This window comes from Streptomyces hazeniae, assembly GCF_031845485.1.
Classification (GTDB): Bacteria; Actinomycetota; Actinomycetes; order Streptomycetales; family Streptomycetaceae; genus Streptomyces; species Streptomyces hazeniae.
In genome coordinates, this window is record NZ_JAVREQ010000009.1 from 101493 (window position 1) to 127230 (window position 25738).

General features: G+C 71.8%; 27 protein-coding genes. 13 read left to right on the forward strand and 14 right to left on the reverse strand.

Annotated features, from left to right (window positions below):
- The first annotated feature begins 1 nt into the window (after nucleotide 1).
- Genes RM572_RS12455 through RM572_RS12465 form a run of 3 tightly spaced genes read left to right on the forward strand, consistent with a single transcriptional unit; the run spans nucleotide 2 to nucleotide 3548 of the window.
- Nucleotides 2-832, forward strand: a complete 831-nt coding sequence (locus RM572_RS12455; protein ID WP_311673453.1) for a sugar ABC transporter permease — start codon at nucleotides 2-4, stop codon at nucleotides 830-832.
- Nucleotides 833-879: 47 nt separating this feature from the next.
- The gene (locus RM572_RS12460) at nucleotides 880-2529 is read left to right on the forward strand and encodes a glycoside hydrolase family 13 protein (RefSeq protein ID WP_311673379.1); all 1650 of its coding nucleotides are present in this window, start codon (nucleotides 880-882) and stop codon (nucleotides 2527-2529) included.
- Nucleotides 2526-3548, forward strand: a complete 1023-nt coding sequence (locus RM572_RS12465; RefSeq protein ID WP_311673380.1) for a LacI family DNA-binding transcriptional regulator — start codon at nucleotides 2526-2528, stop codon at nucleotides 3546-3548. The genes RM572_RS12460 and RM572_RS12465 overlap by 4 nt, the downstream gene beginning before the upstream one ends.
- Nucleotides 3549-3802: 254 nt before the next feature.
- On the opposite strand, the gene RM572_RS12470 is transcribed toward RM572_RS12465, so the two are convergent.
- The 4 genes from RM572_RS12470 to RM572_RS12485 all read right to left on the reverse strand — a co-directional run bounded on the left by RM572_RS12470 (nucleotide 3803) and on the right by RM572_RS12485 (nucleotide 6352).
- A complete protein-coding gene (locus RM572_RS12470) occupies nucleotides 3803-4027 on the reverse strand; it encodes a hypothetical protein (RefSeq protein ID WP_311673381.1) in 225 nt (74 codons plus the stop codon).
- 272 nt (nucleotides 4028-4299) lie between these two features.
- Nucleotides 4300-4707, reverse strand: a complete 408-nt coding sequence (locus tag RM572_RS12475; protein ID WP_311673382.1) for a hypothetical protein — start codon at nucleotides 4705-4707, stop codon at nucleotides 4300-4302.
- Nucleotides 4708-5052: 345 nt separating this feature from the next.
- A complete protein-coding gene (locus tag RM572_RS12480) occupies nucleotides 5053-5652 on the reverse strand; it encodes a dihydrofolate reductase family protein (RefSeq protein ID WP_311673383.1) in 600 nt (199 codons plus the stop codon).
- Between the two features lie 52 nt (nucleotides 5653-5704).
- A complete protein-coding gene (locus RM572_RS12485) occupies nucleotides 5705-6352 on the reverse strand; it encodes a dihydrofolate reductase family protein (protein ID WP_311673384.1) in 648 nt (215 codons plus the stop codon).
- A 218-nt stretch (nucleotides 6353-6570) separates the two neighbouring features.
- Here RM572_RS12485 and RM572_RS12490 point away from each other — a divergent pair, with 218 nt between their 5' ends.
- Entirely contained in the window at nucleotides 6571-7575 is a 1005-nt protein-coding gene (locus tag RM572_RS12490; protein ID WP_311673385.1) for a hypothetical protein, read from the forward strand.
- 28 nt (nucleotides 7576-7603) lie between these two features.
- On the opposite strand, the gene RM572_RS12495 is transcribed toward RM572_RS12490, so the two are convergent.
- Nucleotides 7604-8782 (reverse strand): Cmx/CmrA family chloramphenicol efflux MFS transporter, encoded by a 1179-nt coding sequence (locus tag RM572_RS12495; RefSeq protein WP_311673386.1) that lies wholly within the window; start codon nucleotides 8780-8782, stop codon nucleotides 7604-7606.
- Nucleotides 8783-9051: 269 nt separating this feature from the next.
- Between RM572_RS12495 and RM572_RS12500 the strand changes: the two genes are divergently transcribed.
- From RM572_RS12500 to RM572_RS12510, 3 genes are all read left to right on the forward strand, one after another.
- Nucleotides 9052-9345 carry an ArsR/SmtB family transcription factor gene (locus RM572_RS12500; protein ID WP_027763014.1) on the forward strand — a complete coding sequence of 98 codons (294 nt, stop codon included), beginning with the start codon at nucleotides 9052-9054 and terminating at the stop codon, nucleotides 9343-9345.
- On the forward strand, nucleotides 9342-9728 hold the full coding sequence (locus RM572_RS12505; RefSeq protein ID WP_311673387.1) for a VOC family protein: 387 nt from the start codon (nucleotides 9342-9344) through the stop codon (nucleotides 9726-9728). The genes RM572_RS12500 and RM572_RS12505 overlap by 4 nt, the downstream gene beginning before the upstream one ends.
- A 152-nt stretch (nucleotides 9729-9880) precedes the next feature.
- Entirely contained in the window at nucleotides 9881-10570 is a 690-nt protein-coding gene (locus RM572_RS12510; protein ID WP_311673388.1) for a Tellurium resistance, read from the forward strand.
- Nucleotides 10571-10625: 55 nt separating this feature from the next.
- On the opposite strand, the gene RM572_RS12515 is transcribed toward RM572_RS12510, so the two are convergent.
- The 3 genes from RM572_RS12515 to RM572_RS12525 are packed head-to-tail and all read right to left on the reverse strand — an operon-like array spanning nucleotide 10626 to nucleotide 12333.
- Nucleotides 10626-11246, reverse strand: coding sequence for an SMI1/KNR4 family protein (locus tag RM572_RS12515; RefSeq protein WP_311673389.1), 621 nt, complete (start codon nucleotides 11244-11246; stop codon nucleotides 10626-10628).
- Nucleotides 11243-11491: a DUF397 domain-containing protein gene (locus RM572_RS12520; RefSeq protein ID WP_311673390.1), complete on the reverse strand. Its 249-nt coding sequence runs from the start codon at nucleotides 11489-11491 to the stop codon at nucleotides 11243-11245. Before RM572_RS12520 ends, RM572_RS12515 begins: the two co-directional genes overlap by 4 nt.
- A complete protein-coding gene (locus tag RM572_RS12525; RefSeq protein ID WP_311673391.1) occupies nucleotides 11488-12333 on the reverse strand; it encodes a helix-turn-helix domain-containing protein in 846 nt (281 codons plus the stop codon). The genes RM572_RS12520 and RM572_RS12525 overlap by 4 nt, the downstream gene beginning before the upstream one ends.
- Nucleotides 12334-12485: 152 nt before the next feature.
- Here RM572_RS12525 and RM572_RS12530 point away from each other — a divergent pair, with 152 nt between their 5' ends.
- Nucleotides 12486-12923 (forward strand): DUF6892 domain-containing protein, encoded by a 438-nt coding sequence (locus tag RM572_RS12530; protein ID WP_311673392.1) that lies wholly within the window; start codon nucleotides 12486-12488, stop codon nucleotides 12921-12923.
- 98 nt (nucleotides 12924-13021) lie between these two features.
- On the forward strand, nucleotides 13022-13468 hold the full coding sequence (locus RM572_RS12535; protein WP_311673393.1) for an ATP-binding protein: 447 nt from the start codon (nucleotides 13022-13024) through the stop codon (nucleotides 13466-13468).
- A 39-nt stretch (nucleotides 13469-13507) separates the two neighbouring features.
- Here RM572_RS12535 and RM572_RS12540 read toward each other — a convergent pair whose 3' ends face one another.
- On the reverse strand, nucleotides 13508-13708 hold the full coding sequence (locus tag RM572_RS12540) for a hypothetical protein (RefSeq protein WP_311673394.1): 201 nt from the start codon (nucleotides 13706-13708) through the stop codon (nucleotides 13508-13510).
- A 200-nt stretch (nucleotides 13709-13908) separates the two neighbouring features.
- Complete coding sequence (locus tag RM572_RS12545; protein WP_311673455.1) at nucleotides 13909-14379, reverse strand: DUF6194 family protein; 471 nt, start codon at nucleotides 14377-14379, stop codon at nucleotides 13909-13911.
- Between the two features lie 46 nt (nucleotides 14380-14425).
- Between RM572_RS12545 and RM572_RS12550 the strand changes: the two genes are divergently transcribed.
- Entirely contained in the window at nucleotides 14426-15244 is an 819-nt protein-coding gene (locus RM572_RS12550; protein ID WP_311673395.1) for a MerR family transcriptional regulator, read from the forward strand.
- Here RM572_RS12550 and RM572_RS12555 read toward each other — a convergent pair.
- Together RM572_RS12555 and RM572_RS12560 are read right to left on the reverse strand one after the other, a co-directional pair.
- Nucleotides 15160-15621, reverse strand: a complete 462-nt coding sequence (locus tag RM572_RS12555; protein ID WP_394813595.1) for a GNAT family N-acetyltransferase — start codon at nucleotides 15619-15621, stop codon at nucleotides 15160-15162. The two genes, RM572_RS12550 and RM572_RS12555, sit on opposite strands and share 85 nt — an antisense overlap.
- Before the next feature lie 79 nt (nucleotides 15622-15700).
- Nucleotides 15701-16189 (reverse strand): VOC family protein, encoded by a 489-nt coding sequence (locus RM572_RS12560; RefSeq protein WP_311673397.1) that lies wholly within the window; start codon nucleotides 16187-16189, stop codon nucleotides 15701-15703.
- A 345-nt stretch (nucleotides 16190-16534) separates the two neighbouring features.
- On the opposite strand from RM572_RS12560, the gene RM572_RS12565 reads away from it, so the two are divergent.
- The 3 genes from RM572_RS12565 (at nucleotide 16535) to RM572_RS12575 (ending at nucleotide 24196) form a co-directional block, all read left to right on the forward strand.
- Nucleotides 16535-17923, forward strand: a complete 1389-nt coding sequence (locus RM572_RS12565; RefSeq protein WP_394813589.1) for an alpha-amylase — start codon at nucleotides 16535-16537, stop codon at nucleotides 17921-17923.
- 156 nt (nucleotides 17924-18079) lie between these two features.
- On the forward strand, nucleotides 18080-23449 hold the full coding sequence (pulA, locus tag RM572_RS12570) for a pullulanase-type alpha-1,6-glucosidase (protein WP_311673398.1): 5370 nt from the start codon (nucleotides 18080-18082) through the stop codon (nucleotides 23447-23449).
- A gap of 90 nt (nucleotides 23450-23539) precedes the next feature.
- Nucleotides 23540-24196 (forward strand): HAD-IA family hydrolase, encoded by a 657-nt coding sequence (locus RM572_RS12575; RefSeq protein ID WP_311673399.1) that lies wholly within the window; start codon nucleotides 23540-23542, stop codon nucleotides 24194-24196.
- Between the two features lie 13 nt (nucleotides 24197-24209).
- Here the strand turns inward: RM572_RS12575 and RM572_RS12580 are convergent, their stop codons facing one another.
- Together RM572_RS12580 and RM572_RS12585 are read right to left on the reverse strand one after the other, a co-directional pair.
- Nucleotides 24210-24938, reverse strand: coding sequence for a TetR/AcrR family transcriptional regulator (locus RM572_RS12580; protein WP_311673400.1), 729 nt, complete (start codon nucleotides 24936-24938; stop codon nucleotides 24210-24212).
- A 44-nt stretch (nucleotides 24939-24982) separates the two neighbouring features.
- Nucleotides 24983-25666 carry a response regulator transcription factor gene (locus RM572_RS12585; protein ID WP_311673401.1) on the reverse strand — a complete coding sequence of 228 codons (684 nt, stop codon included), beginning with the start codon at nucleotides 25664-25666 and terminating at the stop codon, nucleotides 24983-24985.
- Between the last annotated feature and the right edge of the window lie 72 nt (nucleotides 25667-25738).

Consider the following 25738-nt stretch of genomic DNA (forward strand, 5'->3'; position numbering starts at 1 on the left):
CATGCGCACCTACTCGAGGAGCCCGCTGGCCTCCGCCGGACTGCACGCGGGTCTGCTGCTCGGCACCGTCATCGCGCTGTTCCCGCCGCTGTGGCTGGTGGTGACGTCCTTCAAGCCGAAGAACCAGGCGTTCAGCACCGCGCTGGTGCAGGACTTCACCTTCGAGAACTACGACCACGTCCTCGCCGACACCCACTTCCTGGACTGGTTCGGCAACTCGCTGGTCGTCGTCCTCGGCACCACCGTGATCGGCGTGTTCATCGCCTCCACCACCGGCTACGCGCTCAGCCGCTTCCGCTTCCCCGGCATGCGGCCGCTGCTGTGGACGCTGCTCGTCACCCAGATGTTCCCGATGGCGGTGCTCATCGTGCCGCTCTACAACACGATGGCCACCCTCGGCCTGCTCAACCAGCCGGCCGGTCTGATCATCACCTACCTGACCATCGCGGTGCCCTTCTGCGCCTGGATGATGAAGGGCTTCTTCGACACCGTGCCCGTCTCCATCGACGAGTCCGGCCGCGTCGACGGCCTCTCGCCCTTCGGCACCTTCTGGCGGCTCATCATGCCGCTGGCCAAGCCCGGCCTCGCCGTCACCGGCTTCTACACCTTCGTCACCGCCTGGGCCGAGGTCGCCTACGCCACCGCGTTCATGACCGGCGAACCGAACATGACCCTCGCCGGCGGCCTGCAGACCTTCGTCAACCAGTACGGCGCCGACTGGGGCTCGATGACCGCCGCCGCCGTCATCATCGCCGTCCCCGCCGCGCTCGTCTTCGGCTTCGCACAGCGCTACCTCGTGTCCGGCATGACCGCCGGCGCGGTCAAGTCCTGACCGGCACGCACACGTTCACGGACCACCCTTTCGAACCCAGGGAAGACATGACCCAGCTCTCACCGGCCACGACCACCGACCCCACCGGCCGTGCACCGGGCGTCGAGACACGCCCGGGCTGGTGGCGCGACGCCGTCATCTACCAGGTCTACCCGCGCTCCTTCGCCGACGGCAACGCCGACGGCATGGGCGACCTCGCCGGCGTACGGCAGCGCCTGCCGTACCTCGCCGGCCTGGGCGTCGACGCCGTCTGGCTCAGCCCCTTCTACGCCTCGCCGCAGGCCGACGCCGGCTACGACGTCGCCGACTACCGCGTCATCGACCCGATGTTCGGCGACCTCTCCGACGCCGAGGCGCTCATCCGCGACGCCCACCGCCTGGACCTGCGCGTCATCGTTGACCTGGTGCCCAACCACTCCTCCGACCAGCACGACTGGTTCCAGCGGGCGCTGCGCGAGGGCCCCGGCTCGCCGGCCCGCGCCCGCTACCACTTCCGTCCCGGTAAGGGCGCGGACGGCGCACAGCCCCCGAACGACTGGGAGTCCATCTTCGGCGGCCCCGCCTGGACGCGCACCAAGAACCCCGACGGCACCCCCGGCGAGTGGTACCTGCACCTCTTCGCCCCCGAGCAGCCCGACTTCAACTGGGACTGCCCCGCCGTGCGCGACGAGTTCCGCACCGTGCTGCGCTTCTGGCTCGACCTGGGCGTCGACGGCTTCCGCATCGACGTCGCCCACGGCATGGTCAAGGCCGACGGCCTCCCCGACATGGGACACGGCGACCAGCTCAAGCTGCTCGGCAACCAGGTCCTGCCGTTCTTCGACCAGGACGGCGTCCACGAGATCTACCGCGACTGGCGGCAGATCCTCGAGGAGTACGGCGGCGACCGCATCGGCGTCGCCGAGGCCTGGACCCCCAGCGCCGACCGCACCGCCCTCTACCTGCGTCCCGACGAGCTCCACCAGGCGTTCAACTTCCACTACCTCGACGCCGGCTGGGACGCCGGCGCGCTGCGCCGCGTCATCGACGAGTCGCTGGACTCCATGCGGCCGGTCGGCGCCGCCACCACCTGGGTGCTGTCCAACCACGACGTGGTCCGGCACCGCACCCGCCTCGGCGACGACCTCGACCGGGCCCGCGCCGCCACCCTGCTGATGCTGGCGCTGCCCGGCTCGGCGTACGTCTACCAGGGCGAGGAACTGGGGCTCCCCGAGGTCACCGACCTGCCGGACGAGGTGCGGCAGGACCCGTCCTTCTTCAAGTCCAACGGCCAGGACGGGCTCCGCGACGGCTGCCGCGTGCCGCTGCCGTGGTCCTCGGGCGGCTCCTCGTACGGCTTCGGCGACGGTGGCACCTGGCTGCCGCAGCCGCGCAGCTGGGGCAGTCTGAGCGTCGAGGCGCAGACCGGCGACCCGGCCTCCACCCTGGAGCTGTACCGGCGTGCGCTGCGCGTCCGCCGGGAGCACCCCGACCTGGGCGCCGGCGACGCCGTGGAGTGGCTGCCCGCACCGGAGGGCGTGCTCGCCTTCCGGCGCGGCGCCTTCGTCTGCACCGCCAACACCGGCACCCGGCCCGTCGAGCTGCCCGCCCTCCCCGGGCGCCGGCTCCTCTCCAGCCGCGCCGGCCTCCCCACCGACCCTCCCGCCGAAGGCACCACCCTGCCCGCGGACACCACCGTCTGGTGGTCCGCCGTATGACGACGCTGCCGACCGCCGCACGCCTCGCCGACCTCGCCCTCCAGGCGAACGTCAGCGAGGCGACGGTCAGCCGGGTCCTCAACGGCAAGTCCGGCGTGGCCGCCGCCACCCGGCAGAAGGTCCTGGCCGCGCTGGACGTCCTCGGCTACGAGCGCCCGGTACGGCTGCGGCAGCGCAGCGCCGGACTGGTCGGGCTGGTCATCCCGGAGCTGACCAACCCCATCTTTCCCGCGTTCGCGCAGGTCATCGAGCAGGCGCTGAGCGGATACGGCTACACGCCGGTGCTCGGCACGCAGATGCCCGGCGGCGCCACCGAGGACGAGCTGGTCGACCAGCTCGTCGAACGCGGCGTCACCGGCATCATCTTCCTCTCCGGCCTGCACGCCGACCTCTCCGCCGACCCGGAGCGGTACGCCCGGCTGACCGGGCGCGGCGTGCCCTACGTGCTGATCAACGGCTACAACGACCGCGTCCAGGCTCCGTTCGTCTCGCCGGACGACCGCGCGGCGGCCGGGATGGCCGTACGGCACCTCGCCGACCTCGGCCACCGCCGCATCGGCCTCGCCGTCGGCCCGGCCCGCTTCGTGCCGTCCCTCCGCAAGGCGGAGGGCTTCACGGCGGCGCTGGCCTCGTCCGACGGTGTCACCGGCTGCGTCCAGCACACCCTCTTCACCGTCGAGGGCGGCCACGCGGCGGCCGGCGCCCTGCTGGACGAGGGCTGCACGGGCATCGTCTGCGGCAGCGACCTGATGGCGCTCGGCGCCGTGCGCGCCGCGCGCCAGCGCGGCCTGTCCGTGCCGGGCTCCGTGTCCGTCGTCGGCTACGACGACTCCCAGCTCAACGCCTTCACCGACCCGCCCCTGACCACCGTCCGCCAGCCCGTCCGCGCCATGGCGAACGCCGCCGTGCACGCCCTCCTGGAGGAGATCGGCGGCAATCCGGTCCAGCGCACCGAGTTCGTCTTCCAGCCGGAACTGGTCGTCCGCAACTCCACGGGAGCCGCCCCGGAAACGGCATGATCTCAAGCTCGGCTGTCCTCCAGCCCGCGAAGCGGTCCGTGAGCCGTTCCGAGGCCGAACCAGGGCGCCGAGGTCGAGGCGCGGCTGCTTGTCCACGGACCGCCGCGCGAAGGACCCGGGGACGATGCGACCGCCGGGCCCGGGGCTGCCGCTGTAACAGGTCCTGGGCTGGGGCGAGTTCTGCGGCCTGCGCCTCGCCGTCGAGCCCGGTGTCTCTTCGTCCCCCGCTACGTCAACCCAACCCGGTGTACGTATCAGCCGATGCGGCGCAGGTCGTCCAGGTAGATTTCCGGCTTACCGAGGTCATCCGTTCGGGTCTGCCCGGCGAGGGTAGCGTCTTGTTCGCCTGTCTCTCCCGGGGGGACACCCTGGAACCAGAAGCGATGTGAGGAGACCTCTCCGCCGACTTTGACGCTGACTTCCACCTGGAAGGCGGCTTCTTCGACACCCGTGTTGGCGACACGAACCACGGTGTTCACGCCTGCCTCCGCAGGTGTGGCGGCGATGGTGACGTTCCCGTAGGTGAGGGTCCGTGTCACCCCGTCCCAGGAGAAGGAAGGTGTCGGCTCCGGTGTCACATCCGGTGTGGACGGCGACGGGTCCGCGTCCGAACTCGCAGTGGACGTGGGCGGGGACGTCGGTTGACGTTCTTCTGTGTTGTTGCTGCAACCTGTCAGGAGGATCGTCAGAGATGCGAAAACGACGACTCCTGCGGACATGGGCAGCCTGAGTGCCCTGTGATGACTCTCGTTCATGGCGCAGCGGACTCATCGACGGTCATCCAGGAAACCATGGCACCGCCAACGCCATAGGCGCACACGGTGAGCCATTGAGCCCCCTCACTCATGGGATGCTCGAGTGAGAGGCTGACAAAGAGCCAGAAAACCACTACCGATCCGATCAGCAGGGCATTTCGCTTTTCTCCCAGGATGCGCATTCCCGCCCAAGCCACCAGAGCAATCACGGCCGCACTCAGGAAGCTGAAGAGTCCTACGGTAAAGTCGATCCCCAGACCTCCCTGCTCCGTGTTCTCCTGCTCTACAGCAAAACCGTGCGCCACGATGAGTGAGCTGACCCATGCTGCCGCCGAGGCGACAATCAGCCCCTTTGTCGCTCGAGTGAATTGCCTCGAAATCGCGATTCCTCCCTTGATCCACAACGAACGTAGTGAGAGTGATCCGGTAAGTCCAGACCTTGATCGCAGGCCAGAAGTGGACGGCGTCACTCCACGCGCATCAACGCGCGGGCGGGGCCAGAAAGACGCGATGAAATGCCGCCTCAAGGGCACTCATCGTCACCCTGCGCGACGGCCGGTGATGTAGATCACCGCCGACGCGAGAGTCGCGAGACGATCTCCGCCGTCACCAGCCTCGACCCCCACCAGGTCACCCCGGCCGAGCTCGCCGCTGCGATCCGCGGCCACTGGGGCATCGAAGCGCTGCACCACGTCGGAGACGTGACCTACGAGCCCTCCCACTCCTGGGCATCATCAACAACTCCCACTTCAGGGAACGTGATCGAACCCTGTGGTGTCGGCGGGCGGTCCGTCGAGGACGGTGGGGACGTACTCGAGCAGTTGGAGACGGCCGTCGAACGTGCGGCTCTCGACCAGGTCGAGGGCGATGTCCGGGTACCCGTCGAAGATGCGCTCCCTGCCGGTGGCACCGGTGACGACCGGGAAGACGACCACCCGGAAGCGGTCGACCACGCCGGCCCGGAGCAGCGAGCGGCACAGGCTCAGGCTGCCGAGGGTGCGCAGGGGACGGGAGTCGTGCCGCTTCCGCTCCCGCACGGCCTCGACCGCGTCCCTGCGCACCAGTTCGGTGCCGGTCCACGACAGCGGCGCCTCCAGGGTCGAGGAGAACACCACCTTGGGCATCGCGTTCAGTCCGGCGAAGGCGGGGTCGTCCTCGGGCGCCTCCTGGGCGAACCCGGACATCAGCCGGTACGTGGTCGCGCCCATGAGCGTGGTGTGCGCGTTCTCGGAGTCCTCGCCCAGCCAGGCCAGGTACTCGGGGACCTCCATGCCCCAGAAACCGGGCCAGCCGTCCGCGGAGGCATAGCCGTCGAGCGAGATGATGAAGTCGACCATGAGGTCCGACATGGGTCCTCCTTCTTCGGGTCCTGTCGGTCGCGACGCGGCGCCCGCGCCCGGGTCAGACCGCCCTACGGGTGAACGTCACATGCGTGACTCCGCCCGGAGACGAGGTGCTCTCCACGTCGTAGTCCCGCTCCAGGGCCTCGAGCCCGTCCCAGAGGCGCACGCCCCGGCCCAGTACGAGGGGGACCACCACGACGTGCAGGTGGTCGACCAGGCCGGCGGCGAGGAAGTCGCGCAGCATGGTGGGGCCCCCGCCGAGGCGCACGTCCCGGCCTCCCGCGGCCTCGCGGGCCGTCGCCAGCGCCTCCGCCGGTGAGGCGTCGAGAAAGTGGAAGGTCGTGCCTCCCTCCCTCTCGACCGACGGGCGCGGGCGGTGGGTGAGCACGAAGACCGGCGTGTGGAAGGGCGGGTTCGACCCCCACGGGCCCTTCCACTCCGGGTCGTCCTGCCAGCCGGGCGGGCCGAACTTCCCGGCGCCCATGATCTCGGCGCCGATCCCGTCGGCGAACTGCCGGGCGAAGGCGTCGTCCACGCCGCCGCTCCCACCCGTCCGGCCGAGCATGGCCCGCCCCCACCGCGTCGCGAACATCCAGTCGTGCAGCCGCTCCCCGGCATGACCGAACGGCGCCTGAAGGGTCTGCCCCTCCCCGGTGGCGAATCCGTCGAGCGAGACGGAGAAGTTCTGCACGCGAACCAATGACATGACCTGCGCTCCGTTTCCCCTGGTCGGTCTCTCACCCGGACAGACCGCGGCCGGGCCGGAAACTCATCGGCACCCGCCTCACGCCAGGAACGGCACCCGCGTGGATGTGGCAACCTCGTTGCCACATCCACGCGGGGGCAGTCACCCCCAGGGGTGAGCTTTCACGCTCTGTGGTCAGCTGAGGTGCATCGGCCCAGCACACTGGGCAGGGCGTGATCATGACTGGTGAACGGCACCTCGCTCCCGCCCGCACCGACGCACGGCCACGTCGTGGGCACGACGTGGTCACGCGTGCCCAGCTGAGGGCCCAGGGCGTGCCACAGCGGACCATCACACACCGTTGCCACACCGGGGTGTGGCAGAGCCCGTTGCCCGGTGTGGTCGTGCTGCACTCCGGCCCGCTCACCTGGCGGCAGCGGTACCGTGCGGCGCTCCTGTACGCCGACGGTCGGCGCTCGCTCTCCACGTCGGCCGGAAGGACGAGCGGAGACGCCTCCCTCACGGGGGTCGCTGCGTTGGCTCTCTACCGCCTGCGATCCGTGCCGCCACCCGACGCGGTGCGGGAGGTGGACGTGCTGGTGCCGGAGCGGTGCGGAGTGGCGTCGAGGGACGGCGTGCGGTTGCGCCGTACCCAGCGGATGCCGCGGGCGCTGCTCCTGGAGGGGCGTCTGCCGGTCGCCCCGCTCCGGCGGGCCGCTGCGGACGCCGTTCGCGGGGGCGGTGAGCACTCCGTCGACGCCCCCGCTGTCCTGCACGAACTGGTGCAGACGAAACGCGTGGCGCCGGACCGGCTGGCCGGCGAGTTGCAAGCCGCCGGCGTGTCCTGGCGGACGGACGTCGCCGCGGTGCTGAGGGACGTGGGCGAGGGCGTGCGGTCGCCGGTGGAAGGCCTTGCCCGCTGCGTGGTGCTGCGAAGCGATCTGCCTCGGCCGCTGTGGAACCTCCGGCTCACCCTGGATGCCGATTTCCTCGCGGTGCCGGACGCGTACTGGCCGCGGCACGGGGTGATGCTGGAGGTCGACTCGAAGGAGCACCACTGGGCCGTGGCGGACTGGGAAGCCACGATGGCCCGGCACAACCGGCTCACCGCCCTCGGCTTCCGTGTGCTCCATGCGTCGCCCCGACAGTTCCGTGACCGGCCCGCAGGGGTTCTTGCCGCCGTTCGGACCGCCCTCGGTACGGGACCGCACGGCCCGTTGGAGAGAGTCCGTGTGGGGGGCTGAGGTGGCCGCTGTCGGGCGAAGGCGTGCGTCACGGGAGCACTTCGGTGTTCCGGTCGGGGGTGAGCACGGGGCGGAGGGGGAGGGCGATGAGGAGGGTGATCGCGATGAGGAGGCCACTCGCCCAGAGCGGGCCGACTCTGCCGGCCCCGGTGCTCAGGGTGGTCGCGGCGAGGAGGGGGCCGACGACGGCGCCGATGTTGAGGGCGGTGGTCGCGTACGAGCCGGCCATGGTGGGGGCGTCCGCCGCCTCGTACAGGACCCGCGTGATCAGCGTGCTGCCCAGGGCGAACGACAGCGCGCCCAGGGCGAACACGAGGGGGAGCAGGACGATCGGCTCGTGGGCCAGCGCCGCCAAGGTCGGCCAGCCGATGAGCAGCAGCGGACCGCAGACCGCGACGACCTGCCCGGGGCGCTGGTCGGACAGCCTGCCGGCGACCGTGACCCCGGCGAACGAGCCGGTACCGAAGAGCACCAGAGCGACCGGGATCCACCATGCGCCCAGCCCGGCGGTGCCGGTCACCACGGGGGCGAGGAAGGTGAAGCCGCCGAACGTCGCTGCGTTCACCAGCGCACCGAGTACCAGCACCAGCATCAGCGGTGGCCGGGTGAGCTGGGCGAACTCCGCGCGCAGGCGCGGCTGACCCGTAGCCTCCGTGTGCACCCGTCCGGCTGGGATGCCCTTCAGGATGCCGACGGTCGCGGGCAGGCAGAGCACGGCGACGGCCCAGAAGGCGGACCGCCAGCCGAGCAGCGTGCCGAGGACCGACCCGCCGGGGACGCCGACGACCGTGGCCACGGTCGTGCCGGAGAGCAGCACGGCCAGCGCGCGTCCCTTGTAGGTGGAGGGGACCAGCGCGGCGGCAGCGGTGAGAGCGACGGCGAGGAACCCGGCGTTCGCGAGTGCGGCGACGACCCGGGTGGCGAAGAGGACCGGGAAGCTCGTGGTCAGGGCGCCCACGACGTGCGCTGTCGCGAAGGCGAGGACGAACCCGAGAAGGCTGGAACGCCGGGGCCAGTTGCGGGCCAGTGCGGCCATGAGCGGCGCGCCGATGACCATGCCGAGGGCGAAGGCCGAGGTGAGCGTGCCTGCGGTCCCGACGGTGACGCCGAGATCCGCGGCGATGTCCGGCAGGAGGCCGGCGAGCATGAACTCCGAGGTGCCCATGGCGAAGACGGCCATGGCGAGCAGGTACAGCGGGAGAGGCATCGAGTGGCTCCGAGGTGAGGAGAAGAAACGAGAGGGGTCATCTCGTCACCGCGGCCCGCCCCGGGCACACGTGTCCTCCGCCGGGGCGGAGAACGGCAGGGCTGTGAGCTCAGTGGTGCAGGGGGCTGACGGCGTGACCGAAAGCCCCCATCTCGTCTGACTCGGGACTCGACATGGCCCGCACGCTACCCCACGCCCGCCGTCCGGGCTCCTCGGTTTCCGTCGCCGTCGGCTTGATAGGCAAGTCGCTACTTGCCTATTGTGGGCGCATGGCGGAGGATGTCTTCAAGGCGCTGGCCGATCCCACGCGGCGGCGCATCCTCGACGAGCTGGCGGAACGGGACGGCCAGACGCTGTTCGAGATCTGCACCCGGCTGGTGACCAAGTACGGCCTGGGGCTGTCGCGCCAGGCCGTGAGCCAGCACCTGGCGGTGCTCGAATCCGCGGGTCTGGTCCGGACGCGGCGCCAGGGCCGCTACAAGTTCCACGACCTGAACACCGAACCCCTGGAGCACATCGTGACGCGATGGCTCCGGCCCGACGCACCGGAGAACACCCCATGAGGATCCATGTGTCCAGCGTCTTCGTCGACGACCAGGAGACGGCGCTGCGCTTCTACACCGAGGTGCTGGGCTTCGTGAAGAAGCACGACGTACCGCTCGGTGAGGCGCGCTGGCTGACCGTGGTCTCGCCCGAGGATCCCGACGGCACCGAGCTGCTGCTGGAGCCTTCCGGGCACCCCGCTGTGCAGCCGTACAAGACCGCGCTCGTCCAGGACGGCATCCCGGCCACCTCCTTCGCCGTGGACGACGTACCGGCGGAAGCAGGCCGGCTGCGCGAGCTCGGCGTGCAGTTCACCCAGGAACCCCTGGAGATGGGGCCCGTCACCACCGCGGTCTTCGACGACACCTGCGGCAACCTGATCCAGATCGTGCACAGCAAGTAGTTGCGGGTCCGCGCCGTGGAGGGCGGACGGAGGCGGAGCGGGAGTACCGTGCGGGGGAGAGCGACCCGTCGGGGCGGTGCCTACGCGGGCCGCACCGGCGCCGGTGTCCTGCTCGACGCTTGCGTACAGTCCGGCACGGAAGGAAGTCCGACATGGCGGAATCCGACAGCGGCGGTCCGGTGAGAAGCGACGCCTCCGGGAAGGTCACGCTCACCAAGAGTGCCCCCAAGGTCTCACTCGACAAGCCCCGTTCCGGCGGCGAACTCACCGTGAACCTCAACTGGAACGCCCGTGGCGCCGAGGGCGCGGCAGGCGGGACGGGTAAGCGGGGCCTGTTCTCCAAGCTGCAGACGGCGTTGCAGCCGAAGTCCGGGATCGACCTCGACCTCGGCTGTCTGTGGGAGTTCACCGACGGCTCCAAGGGCGCGGTCCAGGCAGTCGGCAACGCCTTCGAGGCCCGGGACTCCTCCGGCCGGACCGTGCTCCAGCTGGACGGCGACGACCGTTCCGGTGCCGTGGCGGGCGGCGAGAACCTGCGTATCGACCTGGGCCGGATCGACTCCCTCAAGCGGGTCCTGGTCTTCGCCATGATCTACGAGGGCGTGCCGAACTGGGAGGCCGCGCGGGCGGTCGTGACGCTGGTCGCCCCGGCTCAGGCGCCGATCGAGGTCCTGCTCGACGAGGCCGACCCCAACGCCCGGATCTGCGGCGTCGCGCTGATCGAGAACACCGCCGAGGGCCTTTCCGTGCGGCGCGAGGTCCGCTACGTCAAGGGTTCCCAGCGCGTGCTGGACCAGGCGTACGGCTGGGGGCTGAGCTGGGCTCCCGGGCGGAAGGACTAGCACCAGGGGCGCGGAGACGGCGAGGAGCCCGTCCGCGTCCGGACGGCGCCGCGCTTCATGACGGAGCCGAAGAACCGGTGGGTCGGCCCCAGCCGAGTTCGCCGGTGGGGGTGGCGTGCGGCTGGTCGAACGGGGGCGGGTCCGGCATGCGGCCGGTCGTGAGCACGTCGGCGAACGTCTCCAGGTAGGCGCCGAGGGAAGGCCAGGCGGCGGCCTCGTCGAACGTGCCCGGGCCGTCGTGCGGGACCAGGCCCATGCGTCCCCGGCCGGGGCCGGGTCGCATGTCGAGGCATTCCAGGTCGCCCTGGAAGTGCGTGACCGGCACCCACAGGCGATGCCAGTGGCGCTGCCCCGCGACGACGCCCCAGGCCTCCTCGCCCTCGTCCTCCTCGGTGGAGACCTCGTTCCACAGTTCCCACTGCTCCACCACCCCCTCGGCCGACAGCAGGTCCGCGCGGAACGGCAGGACGCCCGAGCCCGGTTCGCTGCCGTCGTGACAGGCGAGCGAGGCGGCGAGGTCGGCGGGCAGCGCCATGCCGAGCGCCCGCTCGGCGGCGGCGAGCGCGGCCGGTGCCGCGCCGGGGCGGAGCCGCGCCAGCGCGGCCGGCGCGTTGGCAGCGAGCCATGCGTCGATGCGCGCCCAGGACTCGGCTACCGGGGCGGTCGGTGGCGTCATCCGTCCTGCGCGGTGAGGAGGAGGAAGGAACGCCATGTGGTGGGGGAGAGCGCGAGCTGTGGGCCGTGGGGGTCCTTGGAGTCGCGTACGTGCACGGTGGTGGCGCACGTCGCCACCTCGATGCAGTCGCCGTCACCGCCGCTGCTGTGGCTGGACTTGCGCCAGGACAGGGCCACTTCGACGCAGTCGTCGCCAGAGCTTCCGCTGTAGCTGCTCTTGAACCACGGCAGTTCGGACGCAGTCATGGCTCTCCTCGCATCTGCTGCAACAGGCCCCGGGAATCATCGAGCGTCAGGGCCTGCGAACGCATCCTGGCATACCTGCTCTGCAGAATGCTGACCTCCCTGGAGTCGGAGTGCAGGATCCCGCCACGCTGGCCCTCGCCGTAGGCGTACCAGCGGTTGTCCGGTGACTCGAGGAGCTGGATGGGGCCATCGAGACCTGCGTGTGTTTCACAGATCTCAGGCATGAGCTGTACCTCGACGTTGCGTAGTAGCGAGGCTTCAAGCACCCGGTCGATGGCGTCACGTGTGACAGTCGCACCACCGGTTCGGCGCGTGAACACCTGCTGTTCGAGGATGAAGCTGAACGTGGTGTGGGGCCGCTCCCACAGCAGCCGTTGTCGCTCGGTGCGGGCGGCCAGCTGTGCTTCGATCTGGGCATCCCCAAGTGGGGGCAACTGATGAGTGAACAGCGTGCGCGCGTACGCCTCGGTCTGGAGGAGGCCGGGGATCAGGCGGCACTCGTAGGTGTAGAGGCTGATGGCTTCGGCTTCCAGGCGCGCCCATTGGCGGAACCAACTCGCCAGGCCGGGCTGGCGGGAGAGGTGCTGCGCGGCCTTGCGGAGCACGCCCGTGTTGCCCAGTGCTTCTTCCGCCTGCTCGACGAACGAGGCGTCCGGCATGCGGCGGCCCTGTTCGACGGAGGCCACCGTGTGGCGCGAGTACCGCACCAGGCAGGCGAACTCGTCGCGGGTCAGGCCCGCGTGCTCGCGGAGCGCCTGGACGACCGCGCCGAAGGTGCGGAGGCTGTCGGAAGCCTCCGGTTCGCCGCCCGCGTTGTCCTTGCCGTTCCTGCTCTCGCCCATTCCGGCCACCTCCCGCAGTACCCACCCGCCTGACGGATCGTCACACTGCCTAACGCGTACCGCAGCCGTTGGTGCGCGTACGCTCCCGGCGCGTACGCGCACGCCGTGGGGCTGCCGACCGGGCATGCAGGCGCCCGTGGGATGCTCTGCGCATGGCCGTCTTCCGCGACTTCAACTTCAAGCTGCTGGTCGTCGAGCAGCTCATGTACCGGCGGGAACTGCTCACGCCGCAGTTCCGGATCGCCGACCGCATGCGGGAGCGCGGCGTCACGGACGTGCAGGGCTGGGCGTTCGACAACGACCTCGCGTTCACGGTGCTGGAGGAGTCGCGGGCGTACTTCGCGGAGCTGGAGATCCCGGACGACCTGCTGGCGAAGGTCGAGGAGCTGTGCGTCGACGGTGGGCTGGAGGTCTACCAGGAGTGCGCGCCCGTCTGGGACGGAGAGGACGACCTGTTCGACGTCCGCTCACTGGACGACCTGGACCTGCTGCCGAACCTCCGGCGCGTCGAGGGCGTGGAGGACTGCGCGATCGTGTCGGTGCCGGACGCCGTCGAACTCCTCGCGGCCCGGGGGATCGTGGCCGACTGAGGGGCACGCGTACGTGGCGCCGTGGTGCCGCGTACGACGGCCCGCAGTACGCGGACCCAGGCTGGATAACGGGCGTCCGTGCAGGTCAGGGTGGGTTCATGCGATCGACCTCCGCCCCCGAGGGCACCGGCGCCGTGCGCCTTTTCACGCAGCGGTTCAGCTCCACACGGTTCGGTGCGCGGCTCGCGCGGCACCTGGCGCTGCATCAGCTGGAGCGCTGGGACCACCCGCACGGCACCGCCGTGTCCGACGCCGCTGCGCTGCTCGTGGCGGAGCTGGCGGCGAACGCCGTCACGCACGGCCGCGTTCCCGGGCGGGACTTCGAGCTGCGGCTCCTGCTGGCCTGCGGCACGCTGCGCATCGAGGTGACCGACGCGCGGGACGAGCGACGGCCGCCGCCACCGGGCGACCTTCCCGCCCTGAAGCCGCACGCCGAGCGGGGGCGCGGCCTGCACCTCGTCGAGGCCCTGGCCGACCGGTGGGAGGTGCTGGACCGGGTGCCGGTGGGTAAGACGGTCGCCGCCGAACTGGACCTGCCGCGCTGAGCCGGCCGCGCCCCGCCGTGCGGCGGGGCGCCCGCCGGGTCACTCCTCCCGGGCGCGGGCGGCGGCCTGCTTGCGGTCGTAGTAGACGCCGAAGATCAGTCCCGCGAAACCCATGGCGATGCCGGCCAGCGCGCCCTTCGCCGCGATGCTGTCCAGCGGCGTGGTGAGCAGCACCGCGACGGTCATCGCGACCAGCAGCACCCCCACCGCGATCTGCATCGGGACCTTCCACCGCTGCATGCGGGCCACCTCTCCGTTCCGCCGGAACCGATCGTTCCGTTCTGTGTGCCGTACTGCATGGTGAGCCCCCGCGCCGGGTGCCGACACCGGGCGCCGACGGCTTCCAGGACTTCCGCCAGCAGGTGGGCCGCACCGCGGATGACCGGCCCGCGAGTGGGTAGGCGCGTCCGTCGCCACGAACTGCCGTCTTCTCCCGGCGCCTACCCGGCGCCCGGTGCCGAGCGGCGGGTGGCGCGGCGGCGGGCGTTCTCGTGGGCCTCCCTCAGCAGGGCGAGGACGGTGGGCGTGGTCCGCGGTCCCGGGTTGACCACGGCCACCCACCCCTGGGCGCCGTAGACCGGGTGCGGGTGGAGCGTGTCGGTCGTGCGGAAGTCCCGGGCCGGCGGCGTCCGGCCGCCCGGGGCGTGTCCGGTGAGCGCGGTGACGGTCGTCCTGCCCACGTGGATGTTCAGCCGCCGGCGGTCCGGCGGGTCGAGGTCCGACAGCGTGTCGCCGGGGGAGTCCTTGGTCACGACGGTGGCGTAGGGCTGCACCCGTTGCGGCACCTCGCCGTCAGGGGCGTAGAAGAAGAAGTGGTCGCCCCAGGCGGGCTCGGGGTATCCGCTGCCCTCGGTGGGCGCGAGTTCGAGAACGCCGTCGAAGGCGCGGACGGTGTCGAGGATCTGCTCCATACTCATGCGTGAAGTGTGAGGTTGAAGTGCGTGTGGAGGGTTGCCGATGACCGGGGCGGACACGGCGGCCGGACGCCTGGGCACGACCGCGGTGGCGCGGCGCTCGGGGTACTCCCCGCAGCAGGTCCGGGACCTGGAACGGCTGGGCGTCATCGCCCCGGCCTCCCGCGCGGCGAACGGCTACCGCCTGTTCGCGGAGCACCATGTGCGCGACCTGCGCGCCTACCGGGACCTGGCCACCGCGGTCGGCCCCGTACCGGCACGCCGGGCCCTGCGTGAGATCCGCTCGTTGCCCGTCGACCGTGCGGCGGCGCTGGTGAGCTCCTTCCACCTCGCGCTCGCCCGGGAGCGGGACGACGCCCTGGCCGCGCAGGAGGCGCTGCTCCTGATCCGCGCCGAGGGGTCGACGGACGCGGAACCCGCCGCCGGGGACGCGATGACGATCAGGGAGCTGGCCGTCGCCCTCGGCGTCCCCGCCTCGACCCTCCGGTTCTGGGAGAAGGCGGAACTCCTCACGCCGGAACGGGTCGGCACGCGTGCGGGCACCGCGCGCCGCTACCCGGTGCCGGTGGTGCGCGAAGCCCGCATCGTCGCCGCCCTCCGAGCGGCCGGCTACGGCGTCCCCGAGGTCCGGCAGACGATGCACGCGATCCGGAAGCTGCGGGAGGTGGAGGACCCCCTGACGGCGCTCGCCGCCCGGGTCGGCGCGCTCGCCCGGCGCACCCTTGCCCTCCTGCGGGCGGGTTCGGTGCTCTCCGAGATCATCGAGAGTCCCGTCGGTCAGCCGACGCGGCGGGCCAGGACGCACCCGGGCCAGGAACCGGAGGTGAAACGGCCGGTCGGTGTGAAGCCGTTGCGCTCGTAGAACGCGACCAGTGCGCCCCCGCCACCCGCCCAGCAGTCGACCCGCAGCAGCCCCACGCCCGCCCGCCGGGTCTCCTCGGCGGCGTGGGCGAGCAGCGCCGCGCCGATACCCGAACCGGCGTACCGGCGGTCGGAGGCCAGCAGCCGTACGTACCGCTCGGGCTCCGCGGCCGGCGCGATCGGCAGCTGCGGGCTGGGGCCGCCGTCCAGGATCAGCACACCGGCCGGCGCCCCGCCGAGCTCGGCGACGTACGGCGTGTTCTCCGTGAGATACCGCTCGACCCGGGCCGGCCCGTCGGAGCGCTGCGAGTACGGGGTCGTGCCCCACTGCTGGGTGTTGCCGCGTGCGTTCATCCAGGCCACGGCGGCGTCCAGCATGCCGAGTACGGCGCCCGCGTCGGCCGCGTACCCCGGCCTGACGCTCAGTCCCCGTGCGTCGTCGTCCACGGCCGGAAGCCTAGTCGGCGGCAGCGGCCAGGCGACGCCGCAGCTCCTCCTCCGGGACGCCCTCCAGGTGGGTGAGGAAGACCCACATGTGGCCCTGGGGGTCCTTGAGGATGACGGTGCGGTCGCCGTGGAACATGTCCGTCGGGGGCTGGAGGATCTCGGCGCCGGCGGCCTCGGCGCGCTCCGCCAGGCCGTCGACGTCCGGTACGAAGACGTGCAGCGTGACGGAGGTTCCTCCGCCCAGGGCGGCGGGGGAGGCGAAGCGGCCGGCCTCCGCCTCGTCCACGCTGGCGTCGCCCAGCATCAGCGCCGACCGTCCGACGGTGATCTCGGCATGCAGGATCCCGCCGCCCGGGGCGTCGACCCGGAAGTCCTCGCGGGCGCCGAACGCCCGCCGGTAGAAGTCGATCGCGGCGGCGGCGTCGTCGACCATGATGTGCGGGACCACGGCGTAGTGGTACTGCTCGGGAATCTCGACGGCGGTGGTGTCCTCGGGCATGGCGAAGCTCCCTCTCCGGGCGCCGCAGGTCGGTCCCGGCGGCTCTGGGACGAACGTAGAAGTTCACCTTTGGTTCAGGTCAAGCGCCGGTGCCGGGCGGGTGCACGCAAACGGCGCGCAAGGTCTTCCGCAAGTTTCAGCAAGCTGTTACGTTCCTTCCCGTCCGGTCCGGTCGGCCGGGGCCCACCGCATCGGGCCCACGCGCCCGGCCGGCCGGGCCGGTTCACACCGGCAGCTTCAACCGCCTTGCGGGCAGCGGCGCGTGGCCCGGCGGGGCGGCACACCCACCCTCCCCAGGGCCCCCGGCCCCGGGAGGGACCCCCAGCCCACCCCCAAGGAGGCATTGTGGCCAGGAGAAGGACCACGGGGGCCGCACTCGCGTCGGTCGCGACCGTCGCGGGACTGCTGACCGTCGCGCCCACCCCCACCGCACAGGCCGCCCCGCCCGGAGGCAAGGACGTCACCGCCGTCCTCTTCGAGTGGGACTTCGACTCCATCGCCCGCGAGTGCACGAACACCCTCGGCCCGGCCGGCTACGGGTACGTGCAGGTCTCGCCGCCGCAGGAGCACATCCAGGGCGGCCAGTGGTGGACGTCGTACCAGCCGGTCAGCTACGAGATCGCCGGACGGCTCGGCAACCGCCAGCAGTTCCGGGACATGGTGAACACCTGCCACGGCGCGGGCGTCAAGGTCGTCGTGGACGCCGTGATCAACCACATGACCGCCGGCTCCGGAACCGGCACCGGCGGCTCGTCGTACACGCACTACGACTACCCCGGCACCTACTCCGGCGCGGACATGGACGACTGCCGGGACGACATCAGCAACTACGGCGACCGGTACCAGGTGCAGCACTGCGAACTGCTCGGCCTCGCGGACCTGGACACCGGCGAGGGCTACGTGCGCGGCCGGATCGCCGGCTACCTGAACGACCTGCTGTCGCTCGGTGTGGACGGCTTCCGCGTCGACGCCGCCAAGCACATCCCCGCCGGCGACCTGGCGAACATCAAGAGCCGGCTCAGCGACTCCGGGGTGTACCTCAAGCAGGAGGTCATCCGGGCGGCCGGCGAGCCGGTCACGCCGGAGGAGTACCTGGGCGTCGGCGACGTGCAGGAGTTCCAGTACGGCCGGGACCTCAAGCGGGTCTTCGAGAACGAGAAGCTGGCCTACCTCGACAACTTCGGCGAGGGCTGGGGCTACCTGGGCAGCGGCAGGGCGGGGGTGTTCGTCGACAACCACGACACCGAGCGCAACGGCGAGACGCTCAACTACAAGAGCGGCGCGAACTACACCCTCGCCAACGTGTTCATGCTGGCGTGGCCGTACGGCTCCCCGGACGTCAACTCCGGCTACGAGTGGTCGAACAAGGACGCCGGACCGCCCAACGGCGGCCGGGTGGACGCCTGCTGGCAGGGAGGCTGGAAGTGCCAGCACGCCTGGCCGGAGATCGAGTCGATGGTCGCCTTCCGCAACACCACCCGCGGTGAACCGGTCACCGGCTGGTGGGACAACGGCAACGACCACATCGCCTTCGGGCGCGGCGGCAAGGGCTACGTCGTGATCAACCACGAGGGCTCCTCCACCACCCGCACCTACGACAGCGCGCTGCCCGGCGGCACGTACTGCGACGTGCAGAGCGGCACCACCGTGAACGTGGACGGCGAGGGCCGGTTCAGCGCCACCCTCGGCGCGAACGCGGCGCTCGCCCTGCACACCGGCGCCCGCTCCTGCTGAGCGCCGCACTCCCGCTCCGATCGCTCTGAGGCGGGACCGCACCACCCGGGCCGCCCGGCACACTCCGAACCCCGCTGCCGGGCGGCCCGTTCCCGCCACTCACCCTCCCCCTCCTCCACCCTCACTTTTCTCCACCGCCCCTGAAGGAGAGCCACCGTGCTCGGTTCCTCCGCGCGCAGAGGGGTGGCCGCGGGCATAGCGGCCGCCGTTCTGACCACGCTCGTCACCGCCGCCGCGCCCGCGGCGGCGAAGAAGGCGCCACCACCGCCGTCCGACAAGAAGCTCGCCGCCGAGGCGACGCGGCACGACCTCACCCGCGAGCAGTTCTACTTCGTGCTGCCGGACCGCTTCGCCAACGGCGACACCGGCAACGACGAGGGCGGCCTGACCGGCGGACGCCTCCGGACCGGCTTCGACCCGACGGACAAGGGCTTCTACCAGGGCGGCGACCTTCAGGGCATCATCGACCGGCTCGACTACATCGAGGACCTCGGGACGACGGCCATCTGGATGGCGCCGATCTTCAAGAACAAGCCGGTGCAGGGCGAGGGGAAGAACGCCAGCGCCGGCTACCACGGCTACTGGATCACCGACTTCACGCAGGTCGACCCGCACTTCGGCACCAACGCACAGCTCGAGACGCTGATCGAAGCGGCCCATGCCAAAGGCATGAAGGTCTTCTTCGACGTCATCACCAACCACACCGCCGACGTCGTCGGCTACGAGCCGGCGTCCTACGACTACCTGTCCAAGGGCGCCTTCCCCTACCTGGCGAAGGACGGCAAACCGTTCGACGACGCCGACCACGCGGGCGGGAAGCGCTTCCCGAAGGTGGACGAGGGCTCCTTCCCGCGTACGCCCGTCGTGCCGGAGGCGGAGCGGGACGTCAAGGTGCCGTCGTGGCTCAACGACCCGGCGATGTACCACAACCGCGGCGACTCCACGTTCGCCGGCGAGTCCAGCGAGTACGGCGACTTCGCGGGGCTCGACGACCTGTGGACCGAACGGCCCGAGGTCGTGCGGGGCATGGAGCGGATCTACCAGCGGTGGGTCCGCGACTTCGACATCGACGGCTTCCGCATCGACACCGTCAAGCACGTCGACATGGACTTCTGGTCGCAGTGGGCCACCGCCCTGGACCGGTACGCCGCGAAGAAGGGGCGTGACGACTTCTTCATGTTCGGCGAGGTCTACTCCTCCGACGTGAAGACCACCGCGCCGTACGTGACGCAGGGCCGGCTGGACTCCACCCTCGACTTCCCCTTCCAGGACGCCGCCCGCGGCTTCGCCTCCCAGGGCGGCTCCGCGCAGAAGCTGGCCGAGGTGTTCGCGCAGGACCACCGCTACACCACCGGCAAGGCCAACGCCTACGAGCAGGTCACCTTCCTCGGCAACCACGACATGGGCCGCATCGGCGCCTTCGTCCGCCAGGACAACCCCGACGCGGACGAGGCCGAACTGCTGCGCCGCGACGCCCTCGCCCACGAGCTGATGTTCCTCAGCCGCGGCAACCCGGTGCTCTACTACGGCGACGAGCAGGGCTTCACCGGCGCCGGCGGCGACAAGGACGCCCGCCAGACCCTCTTCGCCTCGAGGACCCCCGACTACCTCGACGACGACCAGCTCGGCACCGACCGCACCCACGCCGAGGACGCCTACGACACCCGCCACCCGCTGTACCGCGCCGTCGCCCGGCTCTCGAAGCTCACCACGCAGCACCCGGCGCTGCGCGACGGCGTGCAGGTCGAACGGCACGCGGCCGACGGCCCCGGCGTGTACGCCTTCTCCCGCTTCCCCGCCGAGCAGGACGCACCGGCCCGCGAGTACCTGGTCGCCGTCAACAACGCCGAGGAGAAGCGGACCGTCACCCTCGACACCGCCTCGCCCGGCACCGGCTTCCGCACCCTCCACGGCGAGGGCAAGTCCGTCACCAGCCAGGCCGACGGCACGGTGAAGGTCACCGTGCCCCCGCTGTCCGCCCGGGTGCTGCGTGCCGCGCAGCCGGTGCCGGAGCCGGAGGACGGGCCGTCCGTCACCCTCACCGCCCCCGAGGACGGCGCCACCGGCACCGTCGAGCTGAGCGCCGACGTGGACGGCGGCCCCCTCGCCCGCGTCGTCTTCGCCGCCCAGACCGGCGACGGGACGTGGCGCACCCTCGGCACCGCCGACCACGCGCCGTACCGCGTCACCCAGCACGTCGGCGACGACGTCGCCGCCGGAACGCCGCTGCGCTACAAGGCCGTCGCCGTGGACCGGCAGGGCCGCCTCGCCTCCGACACGGCCGGCAGCGCCGCCGGGCAGCCGCCCGCCGAACAGCCGCCGTCCGCACTGGAACGCGACTGGGCGGTCGTCCACTACCAGCGGCCCGACGGCGACTACGACGGCTGGCAGCTCACCGCGGGGGAGCGCACCGCGCCCTTCAGCGGACGGGACGCCTACGGCGCGTTCGCCTGGGTCCCCGTCGCGGACGGCGAGAGCGCCGTCGACTTCCGCATCGAGAAGGACGGCACGGCCGACGGCGGGGAGCGCAGCATCGACCTGGGCCGCACCGGCGAGGTGTGGGTGCGGCAGGGCGGCGACGAGACGCTGCCCGAGGCGCCCGACGGCGCGTACCCGCCGCAGGACGAGAACACCGCCGTCGTCCACTACCACCGCCCCGACGGCGACTACGACGGCTGGGGCCTGCACACCTGGACCGGTGCCGCCGACCCCACCGACTGGGCCGAGCCGCTGCAGCCCACCGGCCGCGACGCGTTCGGCGTCACCTTCGAGGTGCCGCTCGCCGAGGGCGCGGGATCACTGAGCTACATCCTGCACAAGGGCGACCAGAAGGATCAGGCCGCCGACCAGTCCCTCGACTTCGCCACCCACGGCCGCGTCGCGTGGAAGCTCAGCGGCAAGGACGGCTACCTGCTCCCCGCCGGCGGCAGCGCACCCGACCTCGACCTCACCAAGGCCGAGGCGCAGTGGATCGACCGCGACACCGTCGCCTGGAACGTCGAGGCCAGCGGCGCCACCAGCGAGCAGCTCGTCTTCGACCCGAAGGGCCGCATCGGGATCGAGGACGGCGCGCTCACCCGCGAGGGCCGGTGGATCCGGCTCACCCCGGTCGAGGGCGGGCTGACCGAGGAGCAGCGCGCGCAGTACCCGCACCTGAAGGACCACACCGCCTTCCGCATCGACCTGCGCGACCGCGACCGGGTGCGCGAGGCGACCCGCAGCCAGCTCGTCGCCACCCAACGGGCGAAGAACGGCGCCCTGCTGGCCGCCACCGGCGTGCAACTCCCCGGCGTGCTGGACGACCTGTACGGCGCGCGGGCCGAGGACGCCGAGCTGGGCCCGGTCTTCGACGGCCGGGGACGCCCCACGCTGTCGGTGTGGGCCCCCACCGCGCGCACGGTCTCGCTGGAGCTGGACGGCCGCACGGTGCGGATGCGGCGCGACGACGCCACCGGCGTGTGGAGCGTGCGCGGCGACCGGACCTGGGAGGGGAAGCCGTACCGGTACGTCGTCGAGGTGTGGGCGCCGACGGTGCAGAAGCTCGTCACCAACAAGGTCACCGACCCGTACGCGACGGCGCTGACGACCGACTCGAAGCGGAGCCTGGTCGTCGACCTGTCGGACCGGAAGCTGAAGCCGGAGGGCTGGGGGCAGCTGGACAAGCCGGCTGCCACGCCGCTGCGTGACGCGCAGATCCAGGAACTGCACGTCCGCGACTTCTCCGTCGCCGACGACACCAACCGCCACCCGGGGAAGTACCTGGCCTTCACCGACGAGGACTCCGACGGCATGCGGCACCTGCGGAAGCTGGCGAAGGCCGGCACCTCCTACGTGCACCTGCTGCCCACCTACGACCTCGCCTCCACGCCGGAGCGGCGCGGCGACCAGAAGGAACCCGACTGCGACCTGGCCGCGCTGCCCGCCGACTCGGCGAAGCAGCAGGAATGCGTCGGCGCGGTGCGGGGCGAGGACGCGTACAACTGGGGCTACGACCCGCTGCACTACACCGTGCCCGAGGGCTCGTACGCCACCCGGACGGACGGGCCGCAGCGCACCCGCGAGTACCGGCGCATGGTGCAGGGACTCAACGACGCGGGCCTGCGCGTCGTGCAGGACGTGGTCTACAACCACACCTACGCCGCCGGGCAGGACGGGAAGTCGGTGCTCGACCGCATCGTTCCCGGCTACTACCAGCGGCTGCTGGCCGACGGCACCGTGGCCACGTCCACCTGCTGCGCCAACACCGCGCCCGAGCACACCATGATGGGCAAGCTCGTCGTCGACTCCGTCGTCACCTGGGCCAAGGAGTACAAGATCGACGGCTTCCGCTTCGACCTGATGGGCCACCACCCGAAGGCGAACATGGTCGCGGTGCGCGAGGCGCTGAACGAGCTGACGCCGGCGAAGGACGGCGTCGACGGGTCGTCGATCATCCTCTACGGCGAGGGCTGGAACTTCGGCGAGGTCGCGGACGACGCCCGGTTCACGCAGGCCACGCAGAAGCACATGGCCGGCACCGGCATCGCCACCTTCTCCGACCGGGCACGGGACGCGGTGCGCGGCGGCGGCCCGTTCGACGAGGACCCCGGCGTGCAGGGCTTCGCCTCCGGCCTCTACACCGACCCCAACGACTCGGAGAACAACGGCACCCGGGAGGAGCAGAAGCAGCGCCTGCTGCACTACCAGGACCTGATCAAGGTCGGGCTCACCGGCAACCTCGCGGACTACGCGTTCACCGACTCGGGCGGGAAGCGGGTCACCGGAGCCGAGGTCGACTACAACGGTTCGCCCGCCGGGTACGCCGACGCCCCCGGCGACGCGCTCGCCTACGCGGACGCGCACGACAACGAGAGTCTCTACGACGCGCTCGCCTACAAGCTGCCGAAGGACACGACGGCCGGGGAACGGGCCCGCATGCAGGTCCTCGCGATGGCGACCGCGGCACTCTCGCAGGGACCGGCGCTGAGCCAGGCCGGGACCGACCTGCTGCGCTCCAAGTCGCTGGACCGCAACTCCTACGACTCCGGCGACTGGTTCAACGCCATCCACTGGGACTGCCGCGACGGCAACGGCTTCGGCCGCGGGCTGCCCCCCGCGTGGGACAACGAGGACAAGTGGCCGTACGCGAAGCCGCTGCTCACCCGGGACGCGCTGACGCCGGGGTGCGAGGAGATCCGTGGGGCGTCGGGCGCGTACCGCGACCTGCTGCGCATCCGCGCCGGTGAGGACGCCTTCTCGCTGGGGACGGCCGCGCAGGTGCAGGAACGCGTCTCCTTCCCGCTGTCCGGGACGGACCGGCAGGTCGCCGGGGTGATCGCGATGGAGGTCGGCGACCTGGTCGTCGTCCTCAACGCGACACCCGAGCGCCGGCGGGTCGCCGACGACGGCTGGCAGGACGGCGGCTTCGCCCTGCACCCCGCCCAGGCCCGCGGCTCGGACGAGGTCGTGAAGTCGGCGGAGTTCGACGCCGGGACGGGCACGTTCGAGGTGCCGGGACGTACGGTCGCGGTGTTCGCCGCCCGCTGAGGGCCGCGTCCGGTGTCCTTCCTCACCGGGGCGGCTCCCGCTGGAGCCGCCCCGGCGAGGCATCAGCGGAGAGTGGTGAGTGGAGTGGCCGTGAAGTACGTCCTGCTCGACGTCGACGGCACATTGATCGACGCCGTGGACAACCAGCGGCGTGTGTGGCGCACCTGGTCGAGGCGGCACGGGCTGGACGGCGACGAGGTCTACCGGGTGGCGCTGCGGACGAGACCGCTGGAGACCTTCGCGGAGGTCGCTCCGGGCCGTGATCCGCAGCAGTGCCTGGCCCTGCTGCACGAGCTGGAGGACGAGGACGTCCGGACCGGGACGTACACGGCCTTCGACGGCGCCGCGGAACTCCTGGACGGCCTCCGCCCCGGGACCTGGGCCGTGGTCACCTCGAACTACGCGCACCGGGTCCGCGGGCGCTTCGCGCGGACCGGCCTGCGGGTGCCGGAGGTCCTCGTGGACGCGGCCGCCGTCGAGGAGGGCAAGCCGTCGCCCGTGCCGTACCTGCGGGCGGCCGCGCTCCTCGGGGCCGCTCCGGAGGACTGCCTCGTGATCGAGGACGCCCCGTCGGGCGTGCGGTCCGGGCTGGACGCCGGGATGACGGTGTGGGGTGTCAACGCCGCGGCGGCGGTGGACGGCGTGCACCGTCACTTCGCCACCCTGCGCACAGCGGTCCGCGAGATCCTCGCCTTCGCCTCCGGCCGGGACACCTCGGACGCGTCGGACGGGCCGGACAGGTCTTAGCGGGGTCCTCGGCCTACGGCCCGCGCGGGGCTTCGGTGGGGTGGGGCAGGAGGGCGAGGAGCCCGGCCACCAGGTCGGAGAGCGGGCCGTCCGTCGGCTCCTGCCCCACGACGCGCCGCACGACGGCCGCCGTCTCCTCGTCGTGCACGGCGGTCACGGCCGCCAGCGCCATGAAGTCGTGCACCAACTGCACCTCCAGCTCACGGCGCGGCACCTCCCGCCCGTCCAGCCAGGTCAGCGCGGTGGTCTCGGCCAGCCCCACCCAGGAGCGCACCACGAGCGACAGGCGCGGGCCGGGCGACTCGATGCCCAGATGCGAGAGCACCTGCTCGTACGCGGCCTGCCGCACCTCGTCGATGACCGCGCCCGTCTGCGGCGAGCCCACAGCCGTGCCGCCGCGCAGCAGCGCGGAGAAGCCGGGGCCGTGGTCGGCGACGAAGTCGAAGTACCGGCGCATCACGCGCAGCAGGCGTCCGCTCAGCGGGCCCTCGTGCGGCTCGCTGAACCGGCCCGCGAGCTCCTCCGCCGCGATCCGCACGGCCGCCTGGTAGAGGCTCTGCTTGCCGGGGAAGTAGTGGTACACCAGCGGCCGCGAGATTCCGGCGGCGTTCGCGATGTCGTCGATGGACACGTCCTCCGGCGCGCGGCTGCTGAACAGCTCCAGGGCGACGGCGATCAGTTGCTGCCGCCGCTCCTCGACGCCCATCCTGCGGCGCGCACCAGTGGTCGGTGTGGTGGTCATGTCCCCCAGACTAAGCGGTACCGGGCGCGTGTTCTGACAGGGCGTCAGGGTCTGGGAGGGGACTTGCCCCGGTCCAGGTGGGCGAGGACCGCCAGGACGCGGCGGTTGTCGTCGTCGGAGGGCGGCAGGCCGAGCTTGGCGAAGATCTGGGAGGTGTGCTTGCCGACCGCCCGCTCGGTGATGACCAGCTGGGCGGCGATCGCGGCGTTGGAGCGGCCCTGGGCGACGAGTTCCATCACCTCGCGCTCCCGCGGCGTCAGCCTGCCCACCGGGCCCTCGTCCCGTTCGCGCCGGGACAGCAGCTGCCGGATCACCTGCGGGTCCATGGCCGTGCCGCCCGAGGCCACCCGCCGCACCGCGTCCACGAACTGCTCCGCGTCGAACACCCGGTCCTTGAGCAGGTACCCGACGCCGCCGGAGCCGTCGGCGAGCAGTTCGCGCGCGTAGAGCTGCTCCACGTGCTGGGAGAGCACCAGCACCGGCAGCCCCGGGCGGGCGCGCCGCGCAGCCAGCGCGCACTGCAGGCCCTCGTCGGAGAAGGTCGGCGGTAGCCGTACGTCCACCACCGCCACGTCCGGGACCTCCTCCGCCAGGGCGCGGGTCAGCCCGGGGCCGGTGTCGACGGCGGCCGCGATCTCGAAGCCGTACGCCTCCAGCAGCCGCACCAGCCCGTCCCGCAGCAGGAACAGGTCCTCGGCGAGCACGACGCGCGGGGCACCGCCCGTCACGGCGCCACCACCTCCCCGGCGCGTGGCCCGGCGGCGGGCGGGTCGCCGGGCGGACCCCGAAACACCCTGCGG